Raw genomic sequence first — 22,016 nt, 5'->3', positions numbered from 1 at the left:
TTTCAGTGCCTTCCGGTAATAAATCCTGTATCGTTTCGATATTGAACGTATAAGAAGTTGTGTAAGCAGGTATGGTGAAAATAGAACCTACAATACCACCATTTTAAAAAGTTAATTCTCCTAACAAAAAACCAGATTTTGTGAAAGTAATTTAAAATACCGCCTTGAAGCTAATATGAACTATTGAATTGGAGAGTTTTATGCTTTGTTCTTTTGTGCTTCCGTTTGCATAGACCAAATTGAGAAGTCCGTTTTTGGTCAGTAGTCCGAACCCGAAGCCTAATCCCAAAAGGCTTCCACTGTTTTCGGTTGTTTTGTCTTTGAAATAGCCATAGTCAATTATCGAGTGAATATATATATTGGAAGCCGCTAAATACCGATATTCAGTTAGTAAGGAGGTAAATAAATTCGCCTGAAGACTATTTTCGTTAAATCCCCGGATGGAATTTATGCCTCCGAAACGAAACAGTTCATTGGTTATGTAGTTGTCGCTCTGCAGATAGAAATTCTGACTTCGGGTATAAATGCTGTTTTTCTCATTTAAATAAAAAGCATGTTTCACATCTGTCTCCGCAAATAGCTGCTGATTAGATTTTAAATTGGAATCCCGGGTTCCATAACCGATTTTAAGATTTAGTTTTGTTTTCTCAGGGAAAATAAAGTCGTCTCTTTTGAAATCCGTAAATTCAAAATTAGTCGTTACAAATGCATTGGAATAATCGCTGATGCTAAAATTGTTCTGATTTTGAATGTCGCTGGAGGACGTTGCCTGATATCCAAGATACAGTCGGGTGTTGTAATTAAAAAAATAGCCTATATCGAGAGCGGTTTTCGTATTTTGGAAAGTACTGTCTTGTTTGAAAATATTCAAACTGGCTTTCAATCCAAAAGGACTTCTGAAAATATAGGGCAATTCGATTCCAATATTGAAGGTTTTTTGATCGTTACCATCGCTTTTCCAGTATAAGGTAAATTCTTCGCCAACATTCAAATTGTTGACCAATAGCAAATCAAGGTAACCGTTAAAAGCAAGTTTGCTTTCGTCGTCATTGGAGAATCCAATGTAACCGTCAAATTTGTTAGGTTTCGATTTTTCCAGATACACATAGACTTTGGTGGTATCTTTGGTGAAGAGTATTTCCGGATATTTGGTTTGGTTGACAAAGCGGAACTTCTCAAAATCACTGTGAATCTTGCTTAGATTTTCCTGATTGAATGTTTTGTTCCTATAGAGTCTTTGGATATTTTTTTTATGTCCTTCCGGAAATTTGTCATACCCATTAATAACGATATCGTTGAGTTGCCTTTTGTTTCCTTTTTCCAGATGCAATTCTGCAAAAAGGGAATTGTTGAGAGTCTTGAAATTCACGAGCTGCAGTTTGGCTAATGAATAGCCTTTGGCTTCTAATTTGGCTAAAGTCTGGTTCAGAAAACCTTCAATCTCGGCAAATCGAACAGGCAGGGTGTCTTTTTTGGAAACAATAATCCCTAGGGATTGGAGTTCAGTATTCGTACCTATATATAAATGTATAAATTCAGTTCTTTTTCCTAAGCGTAATTGAAATAAAAAGGTACTGTCGTTTGGTCTTGTGTTTCCGAAGGTTTCATTTTCGATATAGCCAAATTTGGTAAGCTTTTCCGAAAACAGCCTGCTTTCATCAAAAACAGATTTTACATTGGGATGTTGGACAGTATAACCAATAGAATCGATTGTGGTTTTGTCGGAAGGGTTTTCTCCGGATATCTTCAGATAGAAATTTTGGGCCGAAGAATTCCAGCCAAAATACAGTAGTAGAAATAAAATAAAAATCCTTTTCAAGGCCGTGTTGAATTTGGATAAAAGTAACGTAAAAAAATAGATTTTGTTATATAAAATAAATAGTTGAGTGATTAGATTGAAAATTAATGAATTAAGATTTGTTTAGAAAAAAACAATTCGTACATTTGCAACCCCGTAAAAAGCGGGAAATTAAAATCATAAAAAATATTTAGTATTTAATTATGCCAACAATTCAACAATTAGTAAGAACAGGAAGAACTCAGATAACTAAGAAGAGTAAATCGGTTGCTTTAGATTCTTGTCCTCAAAGAAGAGGGGTTTGTACGCGTGTTTACACTACTACACCAAAAAAACCAAACTCTGCAATGCGTAAAGTTGCGCGTGTACGTTTGACAAATGGTAACGAAGTGAATGCTTACATCCCTGGAGAAGGACACAATCTACAAGAGCACTCGATAGTATTAGTTAGGGGTGGAAGGGTAAAAGATTTACCAGGAGTTAGATACCACATTGTGCGTGGTGCGCTTGATACATCAGGTGTGGCAGGAAGAACACAAAGAAGATCTAAGTATGGAGCTAAACGCCCAAAAGAAGCTAAAAAGTAATTTTAAAATCTTTTAAAGAAAAGACATGAGAAAAAGAGCGGCAAAGAAAAGACCACTTTTACCAGATCCAAGGTTTAATGACCAGCTGGTAACACGTTTTGTGAACAACTTAATGTGGGATGGTAAAAAATCAACAGCTTTCAAAGTATTTTATGATGCAATTGATATCGTAGAGGCTAAGAAGCAAGATGCAGAAAAATCATCATTAGAGATCTGGAAAGATGCTTTAACAAACGTTATGCCTCACGTAGAAGTACGTAGCCGTAGAGTTGGTGGAGCTACATTCCAAATCCCAATGCAAATTCGTCCAGATAGAAAAATTTCTATGGCGATGAAATGGATGATTCTTTATGCAAGAAGAAGAAATGAAAAATCGATGGCTCAAAGACTGGCGTCTGAAGTTTTAGCTGCGGCTAAAGAAGAAGGTGCTGCTGTTAAAAAGAGAATGGATACTCATAAGATGGCAGAGGCTAACAAGGCATTCTCTCACTTTAGATTTTAATTCTTAAGAAATGGCTAGAGAACTTAAATATACAAGAAACATAGGAATTGCTGCTCACATTGATGCTGGTAAAACAACAACAACGGAGCGTATATTATTCTATACTGGAAAATCACACAAAATTGGTGAAGTACACGATGGTGCTGCAACAATGGACTGGATGGCACAAGAGCAGGAAAGAGGTATTACAATTACTTCTGCTGCTACAACTTGTGAATGGAATTTCCCTACCGAGCAAGGTAAAGTTTTACCTGAAACATTGCCTTATCACTTTAATATTATCGATACCCCGGGACACGTTGACTTTACAGTTGAAGTAAACCGTTCGTTGCGTGTACTTGATGGTTTGGTTTTCTTATTTAGTGCTGTTGATGGTGTTGAGCCTCAGTCAGAAACTAACTGGAGATTAGCTGATCAATACAGAGTGCCACGTATTGGATTCGTTAACAAAATGGACAGACAAGGTTCTAACTTCTTGATGGTATGTCAACAAGTAAGAGACATGTTAAAATCTAATGCCGTTGCAATCACTTTACCAATTGGTGAAGAAAATGATTTCAAAGGTGTGGTAGACTTGGTGAAAAACCAAGCTATCGTATGGCATGAAGAAGGTATGGGTGCGACATATGATATTGTGCCTATTCCGGAAGATATGCTTGAAGAAGTGAAAGAATACAGATCGATTCTTATTGAGGCAGTTGCTGATTATGATGAGACTTTGCTTGAGAAATTCATGGAAGATGAAAACTCTATTACAGAGGAAGAAATCAACACTGCATTAAGAGCTGCTGTGATGGACATGGCTATCATTCCGATGATTGCTGGTTCTTCTTTCAAAAACAAAGGAGTTCAATTTATGTTGGATGCAGTTTGTAAGTATTTGCCATCTCCAATGGACAAAGAAGGTATCGAAGGAATTCATCCTGATGACGCTGAATTGTTAGAAGAAGATCAAGTTAAAATATTACGTAAGCCAGATGTAAAAGAGCCGTTCGCTGCTCTTGCATTTAAGATTGCTACTGACCCATTCGTAGGTCGTTTGGCATTCTTCCGTGCTTATTCAGGTCGTTTGGACGCAGGTTCTTACGTGTTGAATACGCGTTCTGGAAACAAAGAAAGAATTTCCCGTATCTACCAGATGCACGCTAACAAACAAAACCCAATCGATTACATCGAGGCAGGTGATATTGGAGCGGCAGTTGGATTTAAAGATATCAAAACTGGAGATACATTGTGTGATGAAAAACACCCAATCATTCTTGAGTCAATGAAATTCCCTGCGCCGGTAATTGGTATTGCAATTGAGCCTAAAACTAAGGCTGACGTAGATAAAATGGGTATGGCTTTGGCTAAACTAGCTGAAGAAGATCCAACGTTTACAGTTAGAACTGATGAGGCTTCTGGTCAGACTATTATCTCTGGTATGGGTGAGCTTCACTTGGATATCCTTGTAGATCGTATGAAACGTGAATTCAAAGTTGAAGTAAACCAAGGTGAGCCTCAAGTTGAATACAAAGAAGCTTTTACAAAAAGTGCAACTCACAGAGAAACTTACAAAAAGCAATCAGGTGGACGTGGTAAATTCGGTGATATCGTATTTACACTTGAACCAGCTGATGAAGTTGATGGAAAAGTGCCTAAAGGGTTACAGTTTATCAACGCTGTAAAAGGTGGTAACGTTCCTAAAGAATATATTCCATCTGTAGAAAAAGGTTTCAGAGAAGCTATGAAACAAGGGCCTCTTGCAGGTTACCAAGTGGATAGCTTGAAAGTAACTTTAACAGACGGATCTTTCCACCCGGTGGATTCTGATGCGCTTTCTTTTGAGTTAGCTGCAAGAATGGGGTACAGAGAAGTGGCTAAAGCTGCAGGTGCTGTTATACTTGAGCCAATCATGAAAATGGAAGTTATTACTCCTGAAGAAAACATGGGAGATATCGTAGGTGATATCAACCGTCGTAGAGGTCAGGTAAATGACATGGGTGACAGAGCTGGTGCTAAAACCATCAAAGCCGATGTGCCATTATCAGAAATGTTTGGTTATGTAACAACATTAAGAACACTTTCATCAGGTAGAGCGACTTCAACAATGGAGTTCTCACACTATGCTGAAACACCTGCTAATATTTCAGAAGCAGTTATCAAAAAAGCAAAAGGAAACGCTTAATCTTTAAGAAAATGAGTCAAAAAATCAGAATAAAACTAAAATCTTACGATCACATGTTGGTAGACAAGTCTGCTGAAAAGATTGTAAAAACTGTAAAAAGTACAGGTGCAGTAGTAACAGGGCCAATCCCATTGCCAACACACAAAAAACTTTTCACTGTTCTACGTTCTCCACACGTTAACAAAAAAGCGAGAGAGCAATTTGAAGTAATGTCATACAAGAGATTGATCGACATTTATTCATCTTCATCAAAAACAATTGACGCTCTAATGAAGTTAGAGTTACCAAGTGGTGTTGAAGTAGAGATCAAGGTTTAAGTATCTTTAGAGAATAAAAGAACCTGCATTTAGGTAAAAAATATTTTTTGAGTTTGTATGTAAATAAGTTATATATTTGCAGCCACTTAAAAAATAGGGTTTGCTTAAAATGCAGTGTTCTATATTTTATATTTAATAATTAATAATTAATAAATAATAATTATGTCTGGGTTAATTGGTAGAAAAATCGGCATGACTAGCATTTTCGACGAAAACGGGAAGAACATTCCTTGTACAGTAATCGAAGCTGGGCCGTGTGTTGTTACCCAAGTCAGAACCAAAGGTGTTGACGGGTATGAAGCGTTGCAACTGGGTTTCGATGACAAAAACGAGAAACATTCCACAAAAGCGGCTTTAGGTCACTTTAAAAAAGCTGGAACTGTTGCTAAGAAAAAAGTCGTTGAATTCCAAGATTTTGCAACTGAACAAAAATTAGGAGATCTTATTGATGTTTCTATTTTTGAAGAAGGAGAGTTTGTAGATGTACAAGGTGTATCTAAAGGTAAAGGTTTTCAAGGGGTTGTGAAACGTCACGGTTTTGGTGGTGTTGGACAAGCAACTCACGGTCAGCACAACCGTTTAAGAGCGCCAGGTTCTGTGGGAGCTTCATCTTATCCGTCTAGAGTATTCAAAGGAATGCGTATGGCCGGAAGAATGGGTGGAGACAATGTAAAAGTACAAAATCTAAGAGTTTTGAAAGTAGTGGCTGATAAGAACCTACTTGTAATCAAAGGATGCGTTCCTGGATGCAAAAACTCTTACGTAATCATTCAGAAGTAATGGAAGCAAAAGTATTAGATTTCAACGGAAAAGATACTGGAAGAAAAGTTCAACTTTCTGATTCAGTATTTGGTATAGAACCAAACAATCACGCAGTATACCTTGATGTGAAGCAATATCTTGCTAATCAAAGACAAGGAACGCACAAAGCTAAAGAAAGAGCTGAAGTAGCGGGAAGTACTCGTAAGATAAAAAAACAAAAAGGAACTGGTACTGCTCGTGCGGGTAGTGCAAAGAATCCGTTGTTTAAAGGTGGGGGAACAGTTTTCGGACCAAGACCAAGAAGTTATTCATTCAAATTGAATAAGGGATTGAAAAGATTGGCCAGAAAATCAGCTTTCTCAATCAAAGCAAAAGAGTCAAATATTATGGTCATCGAAGACTTTAATTTTGAAACACCAAACACTAAAAATTTCATTAACGTTTTGAAAGCTTTAGGGTTAGAAAATAAAAAATCTTTATTTGTGTTGGGTGATTCAAATAAAAATGTATATTTGTCGTCACGTAATTTGAAGGCCTCTAACGTCGTAAGTAACAGTGAATTAAGCACTTACGCGATTCTTAACGCTAATAATTTAGTGCTTTTAGAAAGTTCTTTAGAGGGAATTGAAGAAAATTTAAGCAAATAATAGGATATGAGCATTATAATAAAACCTATAGTGACTGAAAAAGTAACCAAAGAAAGTGAAGTTTTAAACCGCTTTGGATTCTTCGTAGACAAGAAAGCTAACAAGATACAAATTAAGAAAGCTGTTGAGGCTGCTTACGGAGTAACTATAGTAAGTGTCAATACGATGAACGTAAGACCGGATAGAACTACAAAATACACTAAAAGTGGTTTAATCAGTGGAAAGACAAATGCTGCTAAGAAAGCGTTTGTACAAGTACAAGAAGGAGAAACAATTGATTTTTACAACAATATCTAGACTAGAAAAATGTCAGTAAGAAAATTAAAACCTATTACCCCAGGTCAGCGATTTAGAGTTGTGAATGGTTATGACGCCATTACAACTGATAAGCCGGAACGCTCTTTGATAGCGCCGATAAAAAACTCTGGAGGTAGAAATAGTCAAGGAAAGATGACCATGCGTTATACGGGTGGTGGTCACAAGCAGAGATATCGTATTATTGATTTCAAAAGAACTAAAGATGGAATTCCAGCTTCAGTGAAATCAATCGAATACGATCCAAATCGTACTGCGTTTATCGCTTTATTAGCTTATGCTGATGGTGAGAAAACTTATATTATTGCTCAAAACGGATTGCAAGTTGGTCAGAAATTAGTTTCTGGTGCTGATGCGCAACCGGAAATTGGTAATACATTGCCATTAAGCAGAATCCCATTGGGAACTGTTATATCTTGTATTGAGTTACGTCCAGGTCAGGGAGCGGTTATTGCTCGTTCTGCAGGAACATTTGCTCAATTAATGGCAAGAGATGGAAAATACGCAACAATCAAAATGCCTTCTGGAGAAACAAGATTGATCTTGTTGACTTGTTCGGCTACAATTGGAGCTGTTTCAAATTCTGACCACCAATTAGTTGTATCTGGAAAAGCAGGTAGAACAAGATGGTTAGGAAGAAGACCTAGAACAAGACCTGTTGCAATGAACCCTGTCGATCACCCAATGGGTGGTGGTGAAGGTCGTTCTTCTGGTGGACATCCACGTTCAAGAAATGGAATACCAGCTAAAGGTTATAGAACTCGTTCTAAGAAAAACCCGAGTAACAAGTATATCGTAGAACGTAGAAAGAAATAATAAGATATGGCACGTTCATTAAAAAAAGGACCTTTCGTTCATTATAAGTTAGACAAGAAAGTTCAGGAAAACATCGAGAAAGGTAAAAACGGAGTAGTAAAGACATGGTCTAGAGCTTCGATGATTACTCCAGACTTTGTTGGACAAACAATCGCAGTTCATAACGGTCGTCAGTTTGTACCAGTTTACGTAACAGAAAACATGGTAGGTCACAAATTAGGAGAATTTTCACCAACCAGATCTTTTAGAGGTCATGCTGGAGCAAAAAATAAAGGTAAAAAATAAGAAGCAATGGGAGTTCGTAAAAGAGAAACAGCAGATGCGAGAAAAGAGGCTAATAAGTCTTTGGCTTTCGCGAAATTGAATAACTGCCCTACTTCACCTAGAAAAATGCGTTTAGTAGCAGACTTGGTAAGAGGTCAGAAAGTGGAGAGAGCGTTGAATATTTTAAGATTCAGCTCTAAAGAAGCTTCTAGAAAATTAGAGAAATTGGTTTTATCTGTAATTGCCAACTGGCAAGCAAAAAACCCTGACGCTAATATGGAAGAAGCAGGCTTATTCGTAAAAGAGATCCGTGTAGATGGTGGAATGATGTTGAAAAGACTTCGTCCAGCTCCACAAGGTCGCGCACACAGAATTAGAAAACGTTCTAATCACGTTACAATCGTGTTAGGATCTATTAATAATAACACACAAGCAAACTAAAGATGGGACAAAAGACAAATCCAATTGGAAATAGACTTGGTATCATCAGAGGATGGGACTCAAACTGGTATGGTGGAAATGATTACGGTGATAAACTTGCCGAAGATTATAAAATCAGAAAGTACATCCATGCTCGTTTATCAAAAGCTAGTGTATCAAAAGTAATCATCGAGAGAACTTTGAAACTTGTAACCGTTACTATCACTACAGCCCGACCAGGAATTATCATTGGAAAAGGTGGACAAGAGGTAGACAAGTTGAAGGAAGAACTTAAGAAAATTACTGACAAAGAGGTTCAAATCAACATCTTTGAAATCAAAAGACCTGAACTTGACGCGTATCTAGTTGCTACAAGCATCTGTCGTCAAATCGAAAGCAGGATTTCTTACAGACGTGCAATCAAAATGGCTATTGCTGCTTCTATGCGTATGAACGCGGAAGGTATCAAAGTCTTGATTTCTGGTCGTTTGAATGGTGCAGAGATGGCTCGTTCAGAGGGTTTCAAAGAAGGTAGAATTCCTCTATCAACTTTCAGAGCCGATATTGACTATGCTTTGGCTGAAGCGCATACTACTTATGGTAGAATGGGTATCAAAGTATGGATCATGAAAGGTGAAGTTTATGGAAAGAGAGATCTTTCTCCACTTGCCGGAATGGACAAAAAGCAATCTGGTACTGGTGGTGGTAAAGGTGGCGATGCTCCAAGAGGAGACAGAAAGCCTTTTAATAAAGGTGGAAAACCAGACGCTCGTAAACGAAAGTAAATTTTTAAACTAAAGTAAAATGTTACAGCCTAAAAGAACAAAATACCGTAAGGTACAAAAGGGTAAAATGAAAGGGAACTCTCAAAGAGGGCATGAACTTTCTAATGGAATGTTTGGTATTAAATCTGTACATGAAGATGGAATGTTCTTAACTTCTCGTCAAATCGAAGCTGCGCGTATCGCTGCAACTCGTTTCATGAAGAGAGAAGGACAATTATGGATCAAAATATTTCCAGACAAACCAATTACTAAGAAGCCTCTTGAGGTACGTATGGGTAAAGGAAAAGGAGCCGTTGAATATTGGGCTGCTGTTGTTAAACCCGGAAGAATTATGTTTGAAGTTGGAGGAGTACCTTTGTCAGTTGCAAAAGAGGCGTTACGTCTTGCAGCTCAAAAGCTTCCAGTGAAAACGAAATTCGTTGTTGCTAGAGATTTCGAAGCATAATCTATATTATATTATGAAACAATCAGAAATAAAAGATCTTTCTGCAGCAGAGTTGCAAGAAAAGCTTAGCCAGACTAAGAAAACATATGCTGATCTGAAAATGGCTCACGCTATTTCACCAATTGAGAACCCACTTCAAATTAGAAGTGTAAGAAGAACAGTTGCCAGATTAGCTACAGAACTTACTAAAAGAGAGTTACAATAACTGTATTCTGCTGAAAGATGGAAGAAAAAAGAAATTTAAGAAAAGAAAGAGTTGGTGTTGTTACTTCGGACAAAATGGATAAATCTATTGTTGTTGCAGAAGTACGTAAAGTAAAACACCCATTATACGGTAAGTTCGTGTTGAAAACTAAAAAGTATCACGCACACGACGAAACGAACGACTGTAACATTGGAGATACTGTAAGGATTAGCGAAACGCGTCCTATGAGTAAAACTAAATGTTGGAGGTTAGTTGAAATCATTGAAAGAGCTAAATAATTATGGTACAACAAGAATCAAGACTAAAAGTAGCAGATAACACAGGAGCTAAAGAAGTTTTAACTATCCGTGTTTTAGGAGGTACCAAAAGAAGGTATGCCTCTGTTGGAGACAAGATTGTAGTATCAATTAAAGATACAGCCCCTAACGGAAGCGTTAAAAAAGGAGCTGTTTCGACTGCAGTGGTTGTACGTACCAAAAAAGAAGTGAGAAGAGCCGATGGTTCATACATCAGATTTGACGATAACGCTTGCGTATTGTTGAACGCTGCTGGTGAAATGAGAGGAACTCGTGTTTTTGGTCCGGTAGCAAGAGAACTTCGTGAAAAACAATTCATGAAAATTGTATCATTAGCACCTGAAGTGCTTTAATTATTTTTAAGATGATAAAGCTAAAAATAAAAACAGGAGATATCGTTAGAGTGATTACCGGAGACCATAAAGGTTCTGAAGGGAAAATTGTAAAGGTTGACCGTGAGAAGAACAAAGCGATCGTTGAAGGCGTAAACATGGTTTCAAAACATACGAAGCCAAGTGCGAAAAGCCCTCAAGGAGGAATCGTTAAGAAAGAGGCTCCTATACAAATTTCTAACCTGTCTCTAATAGATCCTAAAACTAAGGAAGCTACAAGAACAGGAGTTAGAGTAGAAGGAGATAAAAAAGTAAGATTTTCAAAAAAATCTAATCAAGTACTATAGTGATGGCTTATATACCTAGACTAAAAGATGAATATAAGAACAGAGTAATCTCTGCTCTTAAAGAAGAATTCGGTTACAAAAACGTGATGGAAGTTCCAAAATTGGAAAAAATCGTGTTAAGTAAAGGAGTTGGTGCAGCAGTATCTGACAAGAAACTTATCGACTATGCAGTGGAAGAGTTGACAAAAATTACTGGACAAAAAGCAATTGCTACTATCTCTAAGAAAGACGTTGCGTCTTTCAAATTGAGAAAAGGAATGCCAATTGGTGCAAAAGTTACTTTGCGTGGAGAAAGAATGTATGAGTTTTTAGACAGACTTATCACTTCTTCTTTACCACGAGTTAGAGATTTCAGCGGTATCAAAGCTACTGGTTTCGACGGAAGAGGTAACTATAACTTAGGAGTTTTAGAACAAATCATTTTCCCTGAAATTGATATTGATAAAGTGAACAAGATTTCTGGTATGGATATTACGTTTGTTACTTCTGCGAAAACAGATAAGGAAGCAAAATCGTTATTGGCTGAACTGGGATTACCTTTTAAAAAGAATTAAGATATGGCTAAAGAATCAATGAAAGCCCGTGAGGTGAAGAGAGAAAAAACGGTTGCAAAATATGCTGAGAAAAGAAAAGCTTTGTTAGAAGCCGGAGATTTCGTAGGTTTGCAAAAATTACCGAAAAACGCTTCGCCTGTTCGTTTGCACAATCGTTGTAAATTAACTGGAAGACCAAGAGGATATATGCGTCAATTTGGTGTTTCACGTGTTACATTTCGTGAGATGGCAAACAACGGATTGATACCAGGAGTTAAGAAAGCCAGCTGGTAATTAAACATTTATAAATTGGTTAAAGGTTCGATGGATGAGTATCCCTCGAAAACCATAACCGCAAATCAATACACATGTATACAGATCCTATTGCGGATTATTTGACAAGAGTTAGAAACGCTGTGGCTGCAAACCACAAAGTTGTCGAAATTCCTGCTTCTAATCTAAAAAAAGAAATAACAAAGATCTTATTTGATCAAGGTTATATCTTGAGTTACAAATTTGAGGACAACGCTGTTCAGGGTTCAATCAAAATCGCTTTGAAGTATGATAAAGATACTAAAGAGCCGGTAATTAAAGATATCCAAAGAATTAGTAAACCAGGTTTACGTAAGTACGCAGGTTCTTCTAAAATACCTAGAATCCTTAACGGATTAGGAATTGCGATTGTTTCAACGTCTAAAGGTCTTATGACCGGAAAACAAGCGAAACAATTAAATGTAGGTGGTGAAGTAATTTGTTACGTATACTAATTTTAAAAGACTTATAAGATGTCAAGAATAGGTAAAAATCCAATTGTAATCCCTGCTGGAGTAACTGTAGAAGTTAAGGAAGGTATCATTACAGTAAAAGGAAAAAATGGTCAACTTACACAGGAGTTTTCGGACATTACTGTTGTAGTTGAAGACGGTCAGGTTCTTGTGAGCAGATCATCTGATCACAAAGACCACAGAGCAAAACACGGACTGTACAGATCTTTAGTCAATAACATGATTTTAGGGGTGTCAGAAGGTTTTACTAAATCTTTAGAATTAGTAGGTGTAGGTTATAGAGCTTCAAATCAAGGACAGAAATTGGACTTGGCTTTAGGTTTCTCTCACAATATCGTTTTGGAAATTGCTCCTGAAGTAGTTTTAGAAACAATATCTGAAAAAGGTAAAAACCCAATTGTAAAATTAACGTCTTTCGACAAACAACTTTTAGGACAGGTAGCTGCGAAAATCAGAGGTTTCCGTAAGCCAGAGCCTTATAAAGGAAAAGGGGTTAAATTTGTGGGTGAAGTATTAAGAAGAAAAGCAGGTAAATCAGCTTAAAAAATAAGATTATGTCATTAACAAAATCTGATAGAAGACAGAGAATCAAGTTCAGAATTAGAAAGACTATTAGTGGTACTGCTACTAAACCAAGACTTTCTGTATTCAGAAGCAATAAAGAAATCTACGCACAACTTATTGATGATGTGAATGGAGTAACTTTATTGGCTGCATCTTCAAGAGAAAAAGAAGTAGGTAAAGGTACTAACGTAGAAATCGCAAACGCAGTTGGAAAACTTGTAGGTGAAAAAGCGTTAAAAGCCGGGATTGATGCAGTAACTTTCGATAGAGGAGGTTATTTGTATCACGGTCGTATTCAATCATTAGCAGAAGGCGCGAGAGCGGCTGGACTTAAATTCTAATATAGTATGTCTAATAGTAAATACAAGAATGTAGAGCTAGTAAAACCAAGTGGTCTTGAATTAAAAGATCGTCTGGTAAGTGTTAATCGTGTTACTAAAGTTACAAAAGGTGGTAGAGCTTTCGGTTTTTCTGCAATTGTAGTGGTAGGTGATGAAAATGGAGTGGTTGGTCACGGATTGGGAAAATCTAAAGACGTTTCTGAAGCAATTGCGAAAGCAGTAGAAGATGCAAAGAAAAATCTTGTGAAAATTCCTTTGAACGGTCAGTCTGTTCCTCACGAACAAAAAGGTAAATTTGGTGGTGCACGTGTATTCTTAATTCCGGCCTCTCATGGTACAGGAGTTATTGCTGGTGGAGCTGTTCGTTCAGTTCTTGAATCAGTTGGAATTCACGATGTATTGTCTAAATCTCAAGGATCATCAAATCCTCACAACGTAGTGAAAGCAACTTTTGATGCTTTATTACAAATGAGAAGCGCATACACTGTTGCAAAACAACGTGGAGTTTCTTTAGAGAAAGTTTTTAAAGGTTAATTCAAGGAAATTATGGCTAAATTATTAGTAAAACAAGTTCGAAGCAAAATCAACTGTCCTCTTACACAAAAGAGAGGTCTGCTTGCTTTAGGTCTTAAGAAAATGGGACAAGTTGTAGAGCATGATTCAAATCCTGCAATCCTTGGGATGATAAACAAAGTTAAACACTTAGTTTCTGTAGAGGAAGCTAAATAACAAATACTGTTATGAATTTAAGTAACTTACAACCTGCTGAAGGTTCTACGCACAATCAAAATAAAAGATTAGGTAGAGGAGAAGGTTCTGGAAAAGGTGGTACTTCTGCAAGAGGTCACAAAGGAGCAAAATCTCGTTCTGGTTATTCTAAAAAGATTGGTTTTGAGGGAGGGCAAATGCCACTTCAAAGACGTGTGCCTAAGTTTGGTTTCACAAACATCAATCGTAAGAATTACGAAGGTGTTAACCTTGATACGCTTCAATTATTAGTTGATAATGGAATGATCACCGATACTGTTGATATGACAGTGTTTGTTTCAAACCGTTTGGCTACCAAAAATGAAATCGTTAAGATTTTAGGTAGAGGAGAATTGACAGCTAAATTAAAGGTAACCGCTCACAAATTTACTGCTACTGCAAAAGCCGCTATTGAGGCTGCTGGTGGAGAAGCCGTAACAATATAATTTTTCTACGATGAAGAAATTTATTGAATCACTTATTAATGTTTGGAAAATCGAGGAACTGAAAAATAGAATCCTAATTACTTTGGGTCTTCTTTTGGTTTATCGTTTTGGAGCTCATGTTACTCTACCAGGTATTGACGCTACGCAATTACATAGTTTAGCCGGTCAAACAAAAAATGGTATTGGTTCAATTCTTGACATGTTCACGGGTGGTGCTTTTTCAAAAGCTTCGGTTTTTGCTTTAGGTATCATGCCTTACATCTCAGCATCTATTGTAGTACAGTTGATGGGAATCGCGGTTCCTTATCTGCAAAAACTACAAAGTGATGGTGAAAGTGGAAGAAAGAAAATTAATCAGATTACACGTTGGTTAACTATCGTGATTACTCTGGTACAAGGGCCGGGTTATATCTATAACTTATATAGAACATTACCAAGCAGCGCCTTTTTATTAGGATTTGATTCTTTCTCATTCTTATTCTCATCAGTGATCATTTTAGTTACAGGGACAATTTTTGCCATGTGGTTAGGAGAAAAAATTACTGATAAAGGAATCGGAAACGGTATTTCACTATTAATTATGGTGGGTATCTTGGCGAGATTGCCACAAGCATTCATACAAGAGTTCACAACCAGAGTTACCAATAATAACGGTGGACCAATGTTATTGGTTATCGAGATCATTGTTTGGTTGTTAGTGATTATTGCATGTATCTTATTGGTAATGGCTATCCGTAAAATTCCTGTACAATACGCCAGAAGAACAGTTTCTGGTGACTTTGAACAAGATATGATGGGTGGAAACAGACAATGGATCCCATTAAAGCTTAATGCATCGGGTGTAATGCCAATTATCTTTGCACAGGCGATAATGTTTATTCCGGCTGCTTTGGCAGGTTTGTCAAAATCCGATGTCTCAACCTCTATTGCAGGAGCATTCAGTAATATGTTCGGATTCTGGTATAACTTTGTATTCGCAACATTAATTGTTGTCTTTACATTCTTTTATACTGCCATTACTGTTCCTACAAATAAAATGGCTGATGATTTAAAGAGAAGCGGTGGATTCATTCCGGGTATCAGACCAGGAGTTGAAACATCTGACTTTTTAGATAAAGTGATGTCTTTAATTACTTTCCCAGGTTCCTTATTCCTTGCCTTAATTGCTGTGTTCCCAGCCATTGTAGTAAGTATTATGGATGTTCAACAATCTTGGGCGATGTTTTTTGGCGGAACGTCATTAATAATCATGGTTGGTGTTGCAATAGATACTATTCAACAAATCAATTCCTATCTGTTGAACAAACATTATGATGGATTGATGAAGAGTGGTAAAAATAGAAAAGCAGTAGCTTAATATATGGCAAAACAATCAGCAATAGAACAAGACGGATCCATCATTGAAGCATTATCAAATGCGATGTTCCGTGTAGAGTTAGAAAATGGACATATTGTAATTGCTCACATATCCGGTAAAATGCGTATGCATTATATCAAATTATTACCTGGTGATAAAGTGAAACTGGAAATGAGCCCTTATGATTTGTCAAAAGCAAGAATTACTTATAGATATTAAAGGCTATTCACAATGAAAGTAAGAGCATCAGTTAAAAAGAGAAGTCCCGAGTGCGTTATCGTGCGAAGAAAAGGGAGATTGTACGTAATTAACAAAAAGAATCCTAGATTTAAACAAAGACAAGGATAGTTATGGCAAGAATTGCAGGGGTAGATATCCCGAAAAATAAGAGAGGTGTTATTGCACTAACCTATATCTTCGGATTAGGAAAAAGTAGAGCTATTGAGATTTTAGAAAAAGCTCAAGTTAGCCAAGACAAAAAAGTTCAAGATTGGAATGATGAGGAGATCGGAGCAATTCGTGAGGCCGTATCAACATTCAAAATTGAAGGTGAATTGCGTTCAGAAGTTTCTTTGAACATCAAACGTCTTATGGACATTGGATGTTATAGAGGTATCCGTCACAGATCTGGTCTTCCATTAAGAGGACAAAGAACTAAGAACAACTCTAGAACAAGAAAAGGTAAGAGAAAAACTGTTGCCAACAAGAAAAAAGCAACTAAATAATAAGTAGTATGGCTAAGGCAAGTACAAAAAAACGTAAAGTCATTGTTGAATCAACGGGAGAAGCACACATCAGTGCAACTTTTAACAACATCATCATTTCTTTGACAAACAAAAAAGGTGAAGTTATTTCTTGGTCTTCAGCTGGTAAAATGGGCTTTAGAGGTTCTAAAAAGAACACTCCATATGCAGCTCAGATGGCAGCAGAAGATTGTAGTAAAGTAGCGTTGGAAGCAGGACTTAAAAAAGTAAAGGTGTATGTAAAAGGACCAGGAAACGGACGTGAGTCTGCCATCCGTTCTTTGCATAACGGTGGAATTGAAGTTACAGAGATTATCGATGTTACGCCAATGCCACACAACGGATGTCGTCCTCCGAAAAGACGTAGAGTATAATTATATTTAAGTATAACTAGGTAGAATACAAGATTATCGGAGGATATGACCTGAATTCATAATCTCTACCTTAATTTAATTTTTAGAAATGGCAAGATATACTGGTCCAAAAACTAGAATTGCTCGTAAATTTGGCGAAGCAATCTTCGGAGATGACAAATCTTTCGAAAAAAGAAATTACCCACCTGGACAACACGGGATGGCTAAAAAAAGAGGTAAAAAATCTGAGTTCGCAATCCAGTTAATGGAAAAGCAAAAAGCTAAATATTCTTACGGAATTTTAGAAAAACAATTCAGAGGCTTATTCAAAAAAGCATCAGCTACTAAAGGTGTTACTGGTGAAGTTCTTTTACAATTATGTGAAGCTAGATTAGACAACGTAGTATTCAGAATGGGTATCGCTCCTTCTAGAAGAGGCGCCAGACAATTGGTTTCTCACAGACACATCACTGTAAACGGTGAAGTGGTGGATATCGCTTCTTACCACTTGAGACCGGGTGATAAAGTTGCTGTTCGTGAAAAATCTAAATCATTAGAAGCTATCGAACGTTCTTTATCTAATTCTAGTCATGTTTATGAGTGGATTACTTGGAATAACGATATCAAAGAAGGTACTTTTGTTTCTGTTCCTGCAAGATTGCAAATTCCAGAAAACATCAAAGAACAATTAATCGTAGAGTTGTACAACAAATAATAACTGACATTAGTCGAAATTTATGGCAATATTTAATTTTCAGAAGCCCGATAAAGTTATCATGATCGATTCAACCGATTTTGAAGGTAAATTCGAATTTAGACCTTTAGAACCTGGTTACGGATTGACAGTTGGTAATGCACTTAGAAGAGTTTTGCTTTCTGCTTTAGAAGGATACGCAATCACATCGGTTCGTATCGAAGGTGTAGATCATGAATTTTCTACTATCTCAGGAGTTGTTGAAGATGTTACAGAAATTATCCTTAATCTTAAACAAGTACGTTTCAAACGTCAGATCGAAGATGTGGATAATGAATCGGTTACGATTTCTGTTACAGGTAAAGATCAACTTACTGCTGGTGATTTTCAAAAGTTTATCTCAGGTTTCCAAGTTCTGAACCCAGAACTGGTTATCTGTAATTTAGACCCTAAAATCAATTTGAATTTCGAATTGACCATTGAAAAAGGTAGAGGTTATGTTCCTGCAGAGGAAAACAAAAAACAGAATGCAGCAATTGGAACAATATTTACTGACTCGATCTTTACTCCGGTAAAAAACGTTAAGTATGCTATTGAAAACTTCCGTGTAGAGCAAAAAACAGATTATGAAAAATTGGTTTTTGAAATAAAAACTGACGGTTCAATCAATCCTAAAGATGCCCTTACTGAAGCTGCCAAAGTTTTGATTCACCATTTCATGTTGTTTTCTGACGAAAGAATTACACTTGAGGCTGACGAAATTGCACAAACTGAATCATACGATGAGGAATCATTGCATATGAGACAATTGCTTAAAACTAAGCTTGTTGATATGGATTTGTCAGTGAGAGCATTAAATTGTTTGAAAGCGGCTGAAGTTGATACATTAGGTGACTTAGTATCATTCAATAAAAATGACCTGATGAAATTCCGTAATTTCGGTAAAAAATCGTTAACTGAACTAGATGAACTTGTAGCAGTTAAAAATTTAACCTTCGGAATGGATTTGGCAAAATACAAACTAGATAAAGAATAAATTACTTCATAATTTGCTCTCCAAGGTGGATTGCAGCAAGATGAAGTTAAAAAAAATACGTCATGAGACACGGAAAAAAATTCAATCACTTAAGCAGACAGAAAGGACATAGAGCAGCTATGTTGGCTAATATGGCTTGTTCTCTTATCGAGCACAAACGTATTAACACTACTGTCGCTAAAGCAAAAGCGCTTAAACAATTCGTTGAGCCGCTTATAACAAAATCAAAAGCTGATACTACTCACAACAGACGTATCGTTTTTGCTTACTTGAGAAGCAAATATGCGGTAACTGACCTGTTCAGAGACGTAGCTGCAAAAGTAGGAGATCGTCCGGGTGGTTACACTCGTATCATCAAAGTTGGAAATCGTTTGGGAGATAATGCTGATATGGCAATGATCGAACTGGTAGATTTCAACGAACTTTACAACGGTGGTAAAAAAGAAGTGAAAAAAGCTAAAAGCCGTCGTGGTGGAAAAGCTAAGAAAGCAGACGAAGCTACTGAAGCTCCAGCTGCCGAAACTGAAACTTCAACTGACGCTGCAGAATAAAGATGAAAATCACTATTCAATAAAAATCAAGGATAAACTTTTAATAGTTTGTCCTTTTTTTTTGTCCATTTTTTGGGAGCAGAAATTCCGGCTTCTCAAGATATCCTGTTCCTGCTGTTCGCTGCAATCCACGCAAAAAAAGCGTGGGATTTCCACTTCCATCAGGGCTAAAGAGTAAATTGTGGCTTCCCGAGAAATTAAATTTTCAGAAACCCACAAATTCAATTAAATTTGCAATCGCAACACAACAACAACAACACAAATGAAACGAGCCTGGCGAGTTCCATGAGACCGTTGTAAAAAAAAATAACTACGAATGAAATACGCAAATAGAAAAAAAGCCATTCTTTTACTAAGCGACGGAACCATTTTTCATGGCAAATCAATCGGTATAGAAGGAACCGCTTTTGGCGAAGTTTGTTTCAATACCGGAATGACAGGCTATCAGGAAATCTTCACCGATCCTTCCTATTACGGCCAAATCATGGTCGCCACCAATCCACACATCGGAAATTACGGGGTCCACGAAAATGAAATCGAAGCGGACGAAATTAAAATATCCGGTCTGGTTTGTAAAAACTTCAGTTTTAATTATTCAAGACCCGACGCATCAGGAAGTCTGGAAGATTATTTCACCAAACACAATCTGGTTTGCATCTCCGATGTCGACACTCGTGCCTTGGTTAGCTATATCCGGGATAACGGCGCGATGAATGCGGTAATCTCGACAGATGGTAAATCTATCGACGAATTGAAAGCAATGCTTAAAGAGGTGCCTGATATGAATGGATTGGAATTGGCATCCAAAGTATCCACCAAAGAGCCTTATTTTGTAGGCGATGAAAATGCAACCTATAAAATTGCCGCACTGGATCTTGGAATCAAGAAAAATATCCTTCGTAATTTGGCCAAAAGAGATTGCTACATCAAAGTTTTCCCGTACAATGCAGCCTATGAGGATTTGGCAGGATTTAATCCAGACGGTTTTTTCCTTTCAAACGGTCCCGGAGATCCGGATCCGTTAGTGGGTGCACAAAAAATTGCTTCTCAGATATTAGAGAACAACCAACCGTTATTCGGAATCTGTTTAGGCCATCAGGTAATCGCATTGGCACACGGAATCTCAACATACAAAATGTTCAATGGTCACCGCGGAATCAATCACCCGGTGATGAACCTGATAGCGGGCAAAGGCGAAATCACTTCCCAAAACCATGGTTTTGCAGTGAACAAAGAAGAATTGGAACAACACCCTGATTTCGAAATTACCCATCTGCACCTGAACGACGGAACGGTAGCGGGAATGCGCATGAAAAACAAAAATTGTTTCTCTGTGCAATACCACCCGGAAGCCAGTCCTGGTCCTCATGATGCTTCATATCTGTTCGATGAGTTTATCGAAAACATTAAAAAGTCAAAAAACTAATTACTATACAACCTGTACAATATGAGTATTATTATCAAAATTCACGCAAGACAGATCTTTGATTCCAGAGGAAATCCTACTATTGAAGTAGATGTAGTTACTGAAAATGGTGTTTTGGGAAGAGCAGCGGTTCCATCCGGAGCGTCTACCGGAGAACATGAAGCAGTAGAATTACGTGACGGGGGAAAAGCCTTTTTAGGTAAAGGAGTTTTGAAAGCCGTGGAGAATGTAAATACAACCATTGCTGAAGAATTATTGGGAACTTCGGTTTTCGAACAAAATTTGGTGGACCAAATGATGATTCAATTGGACGGTACACCTAATAAATCCAATTTAGGTGCAAACGCTATTTTAGGGGTTTCTTTGGCTGTCGCCAAAGCTGCTGCCAATGAATTAGGATTGCCGTTGTATCGTTACATTGGTGGTGTTTCTGCCAATACCTTACCGGTTCCGATGATGAATATCATCAATGGAGGATCGCATTCTGATGCGCCGATTGCGTTTCAGGAATTCATGATTATGCCCGTTAAGGCAAAAACATTCTCTGAGGCAATGCAAATGGGAACGGAAATCTTTCATCATTTGAAGAAAGGGTTGCATGACAGAGGACTTTCAACTGCGGTAGGTGACGAAGGCGGTTTTGCACCAAATCTTGTCGGAGGTACCGAAGATGCCATTGAATCCATTAAGAAAGCAGTGGAAAGCGCAGGTTATAAGTTCGGTGATGAAATCATGATTGCGTTAGACTGTGCCGCCTCTGAATTTTATGTAAACGGAAAATACGATTATACTAAATTTGAAGGCTCTAATGGAAAAATCAGAACTTCAGAAGAACAAGCGGATTATTTAGCAGAATTAGCTTCCAAATATCCAATAATCTCTATTGAAGATGGAATGCAGGAAGATGATTGGGCAGGCTGGAAATACCTGACTGACAAAATCGGAAACAAAGTACAATTGGTGGGTGACGATTTGTTCGTGACCAATGTAGAGCGTCTGTCTAAAGGAATCAAAGAAAATACTGCCAATTCCATTTTGGTTAAAGTAAACCAAATCGGTACGTTGACCGAAACAATCGCTGCCGTAAACATGGCGCACAATGCCGGATATACATCGGTAATGTCTCATCGTTCCGGAGAAACCGAAGATTACACCATTGCTGATTTAGCGGTGGCGTTGAACTGTGGCCAAATCAAAACCGGTTCGGCTTCCCGTTCTGACCGTATGGCCAAGTACAATCAGTTGCTTCGTATTGAAGAGGAATTGGGCGATGTTGCTTATTTTCCTGCTCAAAGAGCATTCAAAATCAAATAGTTTTTACAGCTATTCTGTTATAAATCAAAAAGCCAATGTTCATCATTGGTTTTTTTGTTATTTTTTGATGATAATTAATGATATCAATGCGATTTTCATTTTTTAATTACTATGGAATTCC

35 protein-coding genes are annotated in these 22,016 nt (G+C 37.4%); 34 read left to right on the top strand and 1 reads right to left on the bottom strand.

Translation table 11 applies throughout. The features are described 5' to 3' along the window. Nucleotides 1–151 precede the first annotated feature (151 nt). Nucleotides 152–1,819 carry a hypothetical protein gene (locus FNW07_RS06190; RefSeq protein WP_126744836.1) on the bottom strand — a complete coding sequence of 556 codons (1,668 nt, stop codon included), beginning with the start codon at nt 1,817–1,819 and terminating at the stop codon, nt 152–154. Between the two features lie 182 nt (nt 1,820–2,001). Between FNW07_RS06190 and rpsL the strand changes: the two genes are divergently transcribed. From rpsL to eno, 34 genes are all read left to right on the top strand, one after another. Continuing rightward, nucleotides 2,002–2,385 carry a 30S ribosomal protein S12 gene (rpsL, locus tag FNW07_RS06185; RefSeq protein WP_007136570.1) on the top strand — a complete coding sequence of 128 codons (384 nt, stop codon included), beginning with the start codon at nt 2,002–2,004 and terminating at the stop codon, nt 2,383–2,385. Nucleotides 2,386–2,410: 25 nt separating this feature from the next. After that, entirely contained in the window at nt 2,411–2,887 is a 477-nt protein-coding gene (gene rpsG / locus FNW07_RS06180) for a 30S ribosomal protein S7 (protein WP_108902316.1), read from the top strand. 10 nt (nt 2,888–2,897) lie between these two features. Then, entirely contained in the window at nt 2,898–5,054 is a 2,157-nt protein-coding gene (fusA, locus tag FNW07_RS06175) for an elongation factor G (RefSeq protein WP_126745343.1), read from the top strand. An 11-nt stretch (nt 5,055–5,065) separates the two neighbouring features. Continuing rightward, on the top strand, nt 5,066–5,371 hold the full coding sequence (gene rpsJ, locus FNW07_RS06170) for a 30S ribosomal protein S10 (protein ID WP_011963470.1): 306 nt from the start codon (nt 5,066–5,068) through the stop codon (nt 5,369–5,371). A gap of 162 nt (nt 5,372–5,533) precedes the next feature. Further along, nucleotides 5,534–6,151: a 50S ribosomal protein L3 gene (rplC, locus tag FNW07_RS06165; RefSeq protein ID WP_126745356.1), complete on the top strand. Its 618-nt coding sequence runs from the start codon at nt 5,534–5,536 to the stop codon at nt 6,149–6,151. Further along, complete coding sequence (gene rplD, locus FNW07_RS06160; RefSeq protein ID WP_126745355.1) at nt 6,151–6,780, top strand: 50S ribosomal protein L4; 630 nt, start codon at nt 6,151–6,153, stop codon at nt 6,778–6,780. The genes rplC and rplD overlap by 1 nt, the downstream gene beginning before the upstream one ends. Before the next feature lie 6 nt (nt 6,781–6,786). Then, nucleotides 6,787–7,077, top strand: a complete 291-nt coding sequence (gene rplW / locus FNW07_RS06155) for a 50S ribosomal protein L23 (protein ID WP_126745354.1) — start codon at nt 6,787–6,789, stop codon at nt 7,075–7,077. Nucleotides 7,078–7,086: 9 nt separating this feature from the next. Next, nucleotides 7,087–7,911: a 50S ribosomal protein L2 gene (gene rplB, locus FNW07_RS06150; protein WP_144265617.1), complete on the top strand. Its 825-nt coding sequence runs from the start codon at nt 7,087–7,089 to the stop codon at nt 7,909–7,911. A gap of 6 nt (nt 7,912–7,917) precedes the next feature. Next, complete coding sequence (gene rpsS / locus FNW07_RS06145; protein ID WP_144265616.1) at nt 7,918–8,196, top strand: 30S ribosomal protein S19; 279 nt, start codon at nt 7,918–7,920, stop codon at nt 8,194–8,196. Nucleotides 8,197–8,202: 6 nt separating this feature from the next. Continuing rightward, nucleotides 8,203–8,616, top strand: coding sequence for a 50S ribosomal protein L22 (gene rplV / locus FNW07_RS06140; protein WP_144265615.1), 414 nt, complete (start codon nt 8,203–8,205; stop codon nt 8,614–8,616). Nucleotides 8,617–8,618: 2 nt separating this feature from the next. Further along, nucleotides 8,619–9,380, top strand: coding sequence for a 30S ribosomal protein S3 (rpsC, locus tag FNW07_RS06135; RefSeq protein ID WP_144265614.1), 762 nt, complete (start codon nt 8,619–8,621; stop codon nt 9,378–9,380). Between the two features lie 19 nt (nt 9,381–9,399). Further along, a complete protein-coding gene (gene rplP / locus FNW07_RS06130) occupies nt 9,400–9,825 on the top strand; it encodes a 50S ribosomal protein L16 (RefSeq protein WP_007803637.1) in 426 nt (141 codons plus the stop codon). Nucleotides 9,826–9,838: 13 nt separating this feature from the next. Next, entirely contained in the window at nt 9,839–10,030 is a 192-nt protein-coding gene (rpmC, locus tag FNW07_RS06125) for a 50S ribosomal protein L29 (protein WP_047774317.1), read from the top strand. 17 nt (nt 10,031–10,047) lie between these two features. Beyond that, complete coding sequence (gene rpsQ, locus FNW07_RS06120; RefSeq protein WP_126745359.1) at nt 10,048–10,308, top strand: 30S ribosomal protein S17; 261 nt, start codon at nt 10,048–10,050, stop codon at nt 10,306–10,308. A 2-nt stretch (nt 10,309–10,310) separates the two neighbouring features. After that, on the top strand, nt 10,311–10,679 hold the full coding sequence (gene rplN / locus FNW07_RS06115) for a 50S ribosomal protein L14 (protein ID WP_026717863.1): 369 nt from the start codon (nt 10,311–10,313) through the stop codon (nt 10,677–10,679). An 11-nt stretch (nt 10,680–10,690) separates the two neighbouring features. Then, nucleotides 10,691–11,005, top strand: coding sequence for a 50S ribosomal protein L24 (gene rplX / locus FNW07_RS06110; protein ID WP_126745310.1), 315 nt, complete (start codon nt 10,691–10,693; stop codon nt 11,003–11,005). A gap of 2 nt (nt 11,006–11,007) precedes the next feature. Continuing rightward, nucleotides 11,008–11,559 carry a 50S ribosomal protein L5 gene (rplE, locus tag FNW07_RS06105; RefSeq protein WP_126745309.1) on the top strand — a complete coding sequence of 184 codons (552 nt, stop codon included), beginning with the start codon at nt 11,008–11,010 and terminating at the stop codon, nt 11,557–11,559. Between the two features lie 3 nt (nt 11,560–11,562). Beyond that, nucleotides 11,563–11,832 (top strand): 30S ribosomal protein S14, encoded by a 270-nt coding sequence (gene rpsN, locus FNW07_RS06100; protein ID WP_126745308.1) that lies wholly within the window; start codon nt 11,563–11,565, stop codon nt 11,830–11,832. A gap of 74 nt (nt 11,833–11,906) precedes the next feature. Further along, nucleotides 11,907–12,305, top strand: coding sequence for a 30S ribosomal protein S8 (gene rpsH, locus FNW07_RS06095; protein ID WP_126745307.1), 399 nt, complete (start codon nt 11,907–11,909; stop codon nt 12,303–12,305). Between the two features lie 18 nt (nt 12,306–12,323). Then, nucleotides 12,324–12,866, top strand: a complete 543-nt coding sequence (rplF, locus tag FNW07_RS06090; RefSeq protein WP_126745306.1) for a 50S ribosomal protein L6 — start codon at nt 12,324–12,326, stop codon at nt 12,864–12,866. Between the two features lie 11 nt (nt 12,867–12,877). Then, on the top strand, nt 12,878–13,228 hold the full coding sequence (gene rplR, locus FNW07_RS06085; protein WP_126745305.1) for a 50S ribosomal protein L18: 351 nt from the start codon (nt 12,878–12,880) through the stop codon (nt 13,226–13,228). Between the two features lie 6 nt (nt 13,229–13,234). Next, nucleotides 13,235–13,762 (top strand): 30S ribosomal protein S5, encoded by a 528-nt coding sequence (gene rpsE, locus FNW07_RS06080; RefSeq protein ID WP_035668102.1) that lies wholly within the window; start codon nt 13,235–13,237, stop codon nt 13,760–13,762. Nucleotides 13,763–13,774: 12 nt separating this feature from the next. Then, complete coding sequence (rpmD, locus tag FNW07_RS06075) at nt 13,775–13,957, top strand: 50S ribosomal protein L30 (protein ID WP_126745304.1); 183 nt, start codon at nt 13,775–13,777, stop codon at nt 13,955–13,957. Nucleotides 13,958–13,968: 11 nt separating this feature from the next. Further along, nucleotides 13,969–14,421, top strand: a complete 453-nt coding sequence (gene rplO / locus FNW07_RS06070; RefSeq protein ID WP_126745303.1) for a 50S ribosomal protein L15 — start codon at nt 13,969–13,971, stop codon at nt 14,419–14,421. Nucleotides 14,422–14,431: 10 nt separating this feature from the next. After that, nucleotides 14,432–15,778: a preprotein translocase subunit SecY gene (secY, locus tag FNW07_RS06065; protein WP_126745302.1), complete on the top strand. Its 1,347-nt coding sequence runs from the start codon at nt 14,432–14,434 to the stop codon at nt 15,776–15,778. A 3-nt stretch (nt 15,779–15,781) separates the two neighbouring features. After that, nucleotides 15,782–15,997 carry a translation initiation factor IF-1 gene (gene infA / locus FNW07_RS06060; protein ID WP_007136545.1) on the top strand — a complete coding sequence of 72 codons (216 nt, stop codon included), beginning with the start codon at nt 15,782–15,784 and terminating at the stop codon, nt 15,995–15,997. A 12-nt stretch (nt 15,998–16,009) separates the two neighbouring features. Further along, nucleotides 16,010–16,126: a type B 50S ribosomal protein L36 gene (gene ykgO, locus FNW07_RS06055; protein ID WP_108736932.1), complete on the top strand. Its 117-nt coding sequence runs from the start codon at nt 16,010–16,012 to the stop codon at nt 16,124–16,126. Nucleotides 16,127–16,128: 2 nt separating this feature from the next. Continuing rightward, entirely contained in the window at nt 16,129–16,503 is a 375-nt protein-coding gene (gene rpsM, locus FNW07_RS06050; protein ID WP_126745301.1) for a 30S ribosomal protein S13, read from the top strand. Between the two features lie 8 nt (nt 16,504–16,511). Further along, a complete protein-coding gene (gene rpsK / locus FNW07_RS06045; protein ID WP_108776509.1) occupies nt 16,512–16,895 on the top strand; it encodes a 30S ribosomal protein S11 in 384 nt (127 codons plus the stop codon). 88 nt (nt 16,896–16,983) lie between these two features. Beyond that, nucleotides 16,984–17,589, top strand: a complete 606-nt coding sequence (rpsD, locus tag FNW07_RS06040) for a 30S ribosomal protein S4 (protein ID WP_126745300.1) — start codon at nt 16,984–16,986, stop codon at nt 17,587–17,589. 22 nt (nt 17,590–17,611) lie between these two features. Beyond that, nucleotides 17,612–18,604, top strand: a complete 993-nt coding sequence (locus tag FNW07_RS06035) for a DNA-directed RNA polymerase subunit alpha (RefSeq protein ID WP_126743931.1) — start codon at nt 17,612–17,614, stop codon at nt 18,602–18,604. A 62-nt stretch (nt 18,605–18,666) separates the two neighbouring features. Continuing rightward, entirely contained in the window at nt 18,667–19,155 is a 489-nt protein-coding gene (rplQ, locus tag FNW07_RS06030; RefSeq protein ID WP_126743930.1) for a 50S ribosomal protein L17, read from the top strand. 316 nt (nt 19,156–19,471) lie between these two features. Beyond that, on the top strand, nt 19,472–20,581 hold the full coding sequence (gene carA / locus FNW07_RS06025) for a glutamine-hydrolyzing carbamoyl-phosphate synthase small subunit (protein ID WP_126743929.1): 1,110 nt from the start codon (nt 19,472–19,474) through the stop codon (nt 20,579–20,581). Nucleotides 20,582–20,602: 21 nt separating this feature from the next. Next, nucleotides 20,603–21,895, top strand: a complete 1,293-nt coding sequence (gene eno, locus FNW07_RS06020; protein ID WP_126743928.1) for a phosphopyruvate hydratase — start codon at nt 20,603–20,605, stop codon at nt 21,893–21,895. The last annotated feature ends 121 nt before the right edge of the window (nt 21,896–22,016 follow it).

Origin of the sequence: Flavobacterium sp. GT3R68 (assembly GCF_007109225.1) — a bacterium.
In the GTDB taxonomy this organism is placed as follows: domain Bacteria; phylum Bacteroidota; class Bacteroidia; order Flavobacteriales; family Flavobacteriaceae; genus Flavobacterium.
This window is presented reverse-complemented; position numbering and strand designations above follow the sequence as displayed.

Excerpts from the sequence above, each read along its gene's own strand:
- rplX (WP_126745310.1), top strand. The coding sequence starts at position 10,691 with ATGATAAAGCTAAAAATAAAAACAGGAGATATCGTTAGAGTGATTACC.
- FNW07_RS06035 (WP_126743931.1), top strand. The coding sequence starts at position 17,612 with ATGGCAATATTTAATTTTCAGAAGCCCGATAAAGTTATCATGATCGAT.
- ykgO (WP_108736932.1), top strand. The coding sequence starts at position 16,010 with ATGAAAGTAAGAGCATCAGTTAAAAAGAGAAGTCCCGAGTGCGTTATC.
- rplC (WP_126745356.1), top strand. The coding sequence starts at position 5,534 with ATGTCTGGGTTAATTGGTAGAAAAATCGGCATGACTAGCATTTTCGAC.
- rplE (WP_126745309.1), top strand. The coding sequence starts at position 11,008 with ATGGCTTATATACCTAGACTAAAAGATGAATATAAGAACAGAGTAATC.
- rpsC (WP_144265614.1), top strand. The coding sequence starts at position 8,619 with ATGGGACAAAAGACAAATCCAATTGGAAATAGACTTGGTATCATCAGA.
- rplW (WP_126745354.1), top strand. The coding sequence starts at position 6,787 with ATGAGCATTATAATAAAACCTATAGTGACTGAAAAAGTAACCAAAGAA.
- rplB (WP_144265617.1), top strand. The coding sequence starts at position 7,087 with ATGTCAGTAAGAAAATTAAAACCTATTACCCCAGGTCAGCGATTTAGA.
- rpsD (WP_126745300.1), top strand. The coding sequence starts at position 16,984 with ATGGCAAGATATACTGGTCCAAAAACTAGAATTGCTCGTAAATTTGGC.
- rpsH (WP_126745307.1), top strand. The coding sequence starts at position 11,907 with ATGTATACAGATCCTATTGCGGATTATTTGACAAGAGTTAGAAACGCT.
- rpsN (WP_126745308.1), top strand. The coding sequence starts at position 11,563 with ATGGCTAAAGAATCAATGAAAGCCCGTGAGGTGAAGAGAGAAAAAACG.
- eno (WP_126743928.1), top strand. The coding sequence starts at position 20,603 with ATGAGTATTATTATCAAAATTCACGCAAGACAGATCTTTGATTCCAGA.
- infA (WP_007136545.1), top strand. The coding sequence starts at position 15,782 with ATGGCAAAACAATCAGCAATAGAACAAGACGGATCCATCATTGAAGCA.
- rplQ (WP_126743930.1), top strand. The coding sequence starts at position 18,667 with ATGAGACACGGAAAAAAATTCAATCACTTAAGCAGACAGAAAGGACAT.
- carA (WP_126743929.1), top strand. The coding sequence starts at position 19,472 with ATGAAATACGCAAATAGAAAAAAAGCCATTCTTTTACTAAGCGACGGA.
- rpsS (WP_144265616.1), top strand. The coding sequence starts at position 7,918 with ATGGCACGTTCATTAAAAAAAGGACCTTTCGTTCATTATAAGTTAGAC.
- rplD (WP_126745355.1), top strand. The coding sequence starts at position 6,151 with ATGGAAGCAAAAGTATTAGATTTCAACGGAAAAGATACTGGAAGAAAA.
- rpsM (WP_126745301.1), top strand. The coding sequence starts at position 16,129 with ATGGCAAGAATTGCAGGGGTAGATATCCCGAAAAATAAGAGAGGTGTT.
- rplP (WP_007803637.1), top strand. The coding sequence starts at position 9,400 with ATGTTACAGCCTAAAAGAACAAAATACCGTAAGGTACAAAAGGGTAAA.
- rpsG (WP_108902316.1), top strand. The coding sequence starts at position 2,411 with ATGAGAAAAAGAGCGGCAAAGAAAAGACCACTTTTACCAGATCCAAGG.
- rpsQ (WP_126745359.1), top strand. The coding sequence starts at position 10,048 with ATGGAAGAAAAAAGAAATTTAAGAAAAGAAAGAGTTGGTGTTGTTACT.
- rpsJ (WP_011963470.1), top strand. The coding sequence starts at position 5,066 with ATGAGTCAAAAAATCAGAATAAAACTAAAATCTTACGATCACATGTTG.
- rpsL (WP_007136570.1), top strand. The coding sequence starts at position 2,002 with ATGCCAACAATTCAACAATTAGTAAGAACAGGAAGAACTCAGATAACT.
- fusA (WP_126745343.1), top strand. The coding sequence starts at position 2,898 with ATGGCTAGAGAACTTAAATATACAAGAAACATAGGAATTGCTGCTCAC.
- rpsE (WP_035668102.1), top strand. The coding sequence starts at position 13,235 with ATGTCTAATAGTAAATACAAGAATGTAGAGCTAGTAAAACCAAGTGGT.
- rplO (WP_126745303.1), top strand. The coding sequence starts at position 13,969 with ATGAATTTAAGTAACTTACAACCTGCTGAAGGTTCTACGCACAATCAA.
- rplR (WP_126745305.1), top strand. The coding sequence starts at position 12,878 with ATGTCATTAACAAAATCTGATAGAAGACAGAGAATCAAGTTCAGAATT.
- rpmD (WP_126745304.1), top strand. The coding sequence starts at position 13,775 with ATGGCTAAATTATTAGTAAAACAAGTTCGAAGCAAAATCAACTGTCCT.
- rplV (WP_144265615.1), top strand. The coding sequence starts at position 8,203 with ATGGGAGTTCGTAAAAGAGAAACAGCAGATGCGAGAAAAGAGGCTAAT.
- secY (WP_126745302.1), top strand. The coding sequence starts at position 14,432 with ATGAAGAAATTTATTGAATCACTTATTAATGTTTGGAAAATCGAGGAA.
- rpmC (WP_047774317.1), top strand. The coding sequence starts at position 9,839 with ATGAAACAATCAGAAATAAAAGATCTTTCTGCAGCAGAGTTGCAAGAA.
- rplN (WP_026717863.1), top strand. The coding sequence starts at position 10,311 with ATGGTACAACAAGAATCAAGACTAAAAGTAGCAGATAACACAGGAGCT.
- rplF (WP_126745306.1), top strand. The coding sequence starts at position 12,324 with ATGTCAAGAATAGGTAAAAATCCAATTGTAATCCCTGCTGGAGTAACT.
- rpsK (WP_108776509.1), top strand. The coding sequence starts at position 16,512 with ATGGCTAAGGCAAGTACAAAAAAACGTAAAGTCATTGTTGAATCAACG.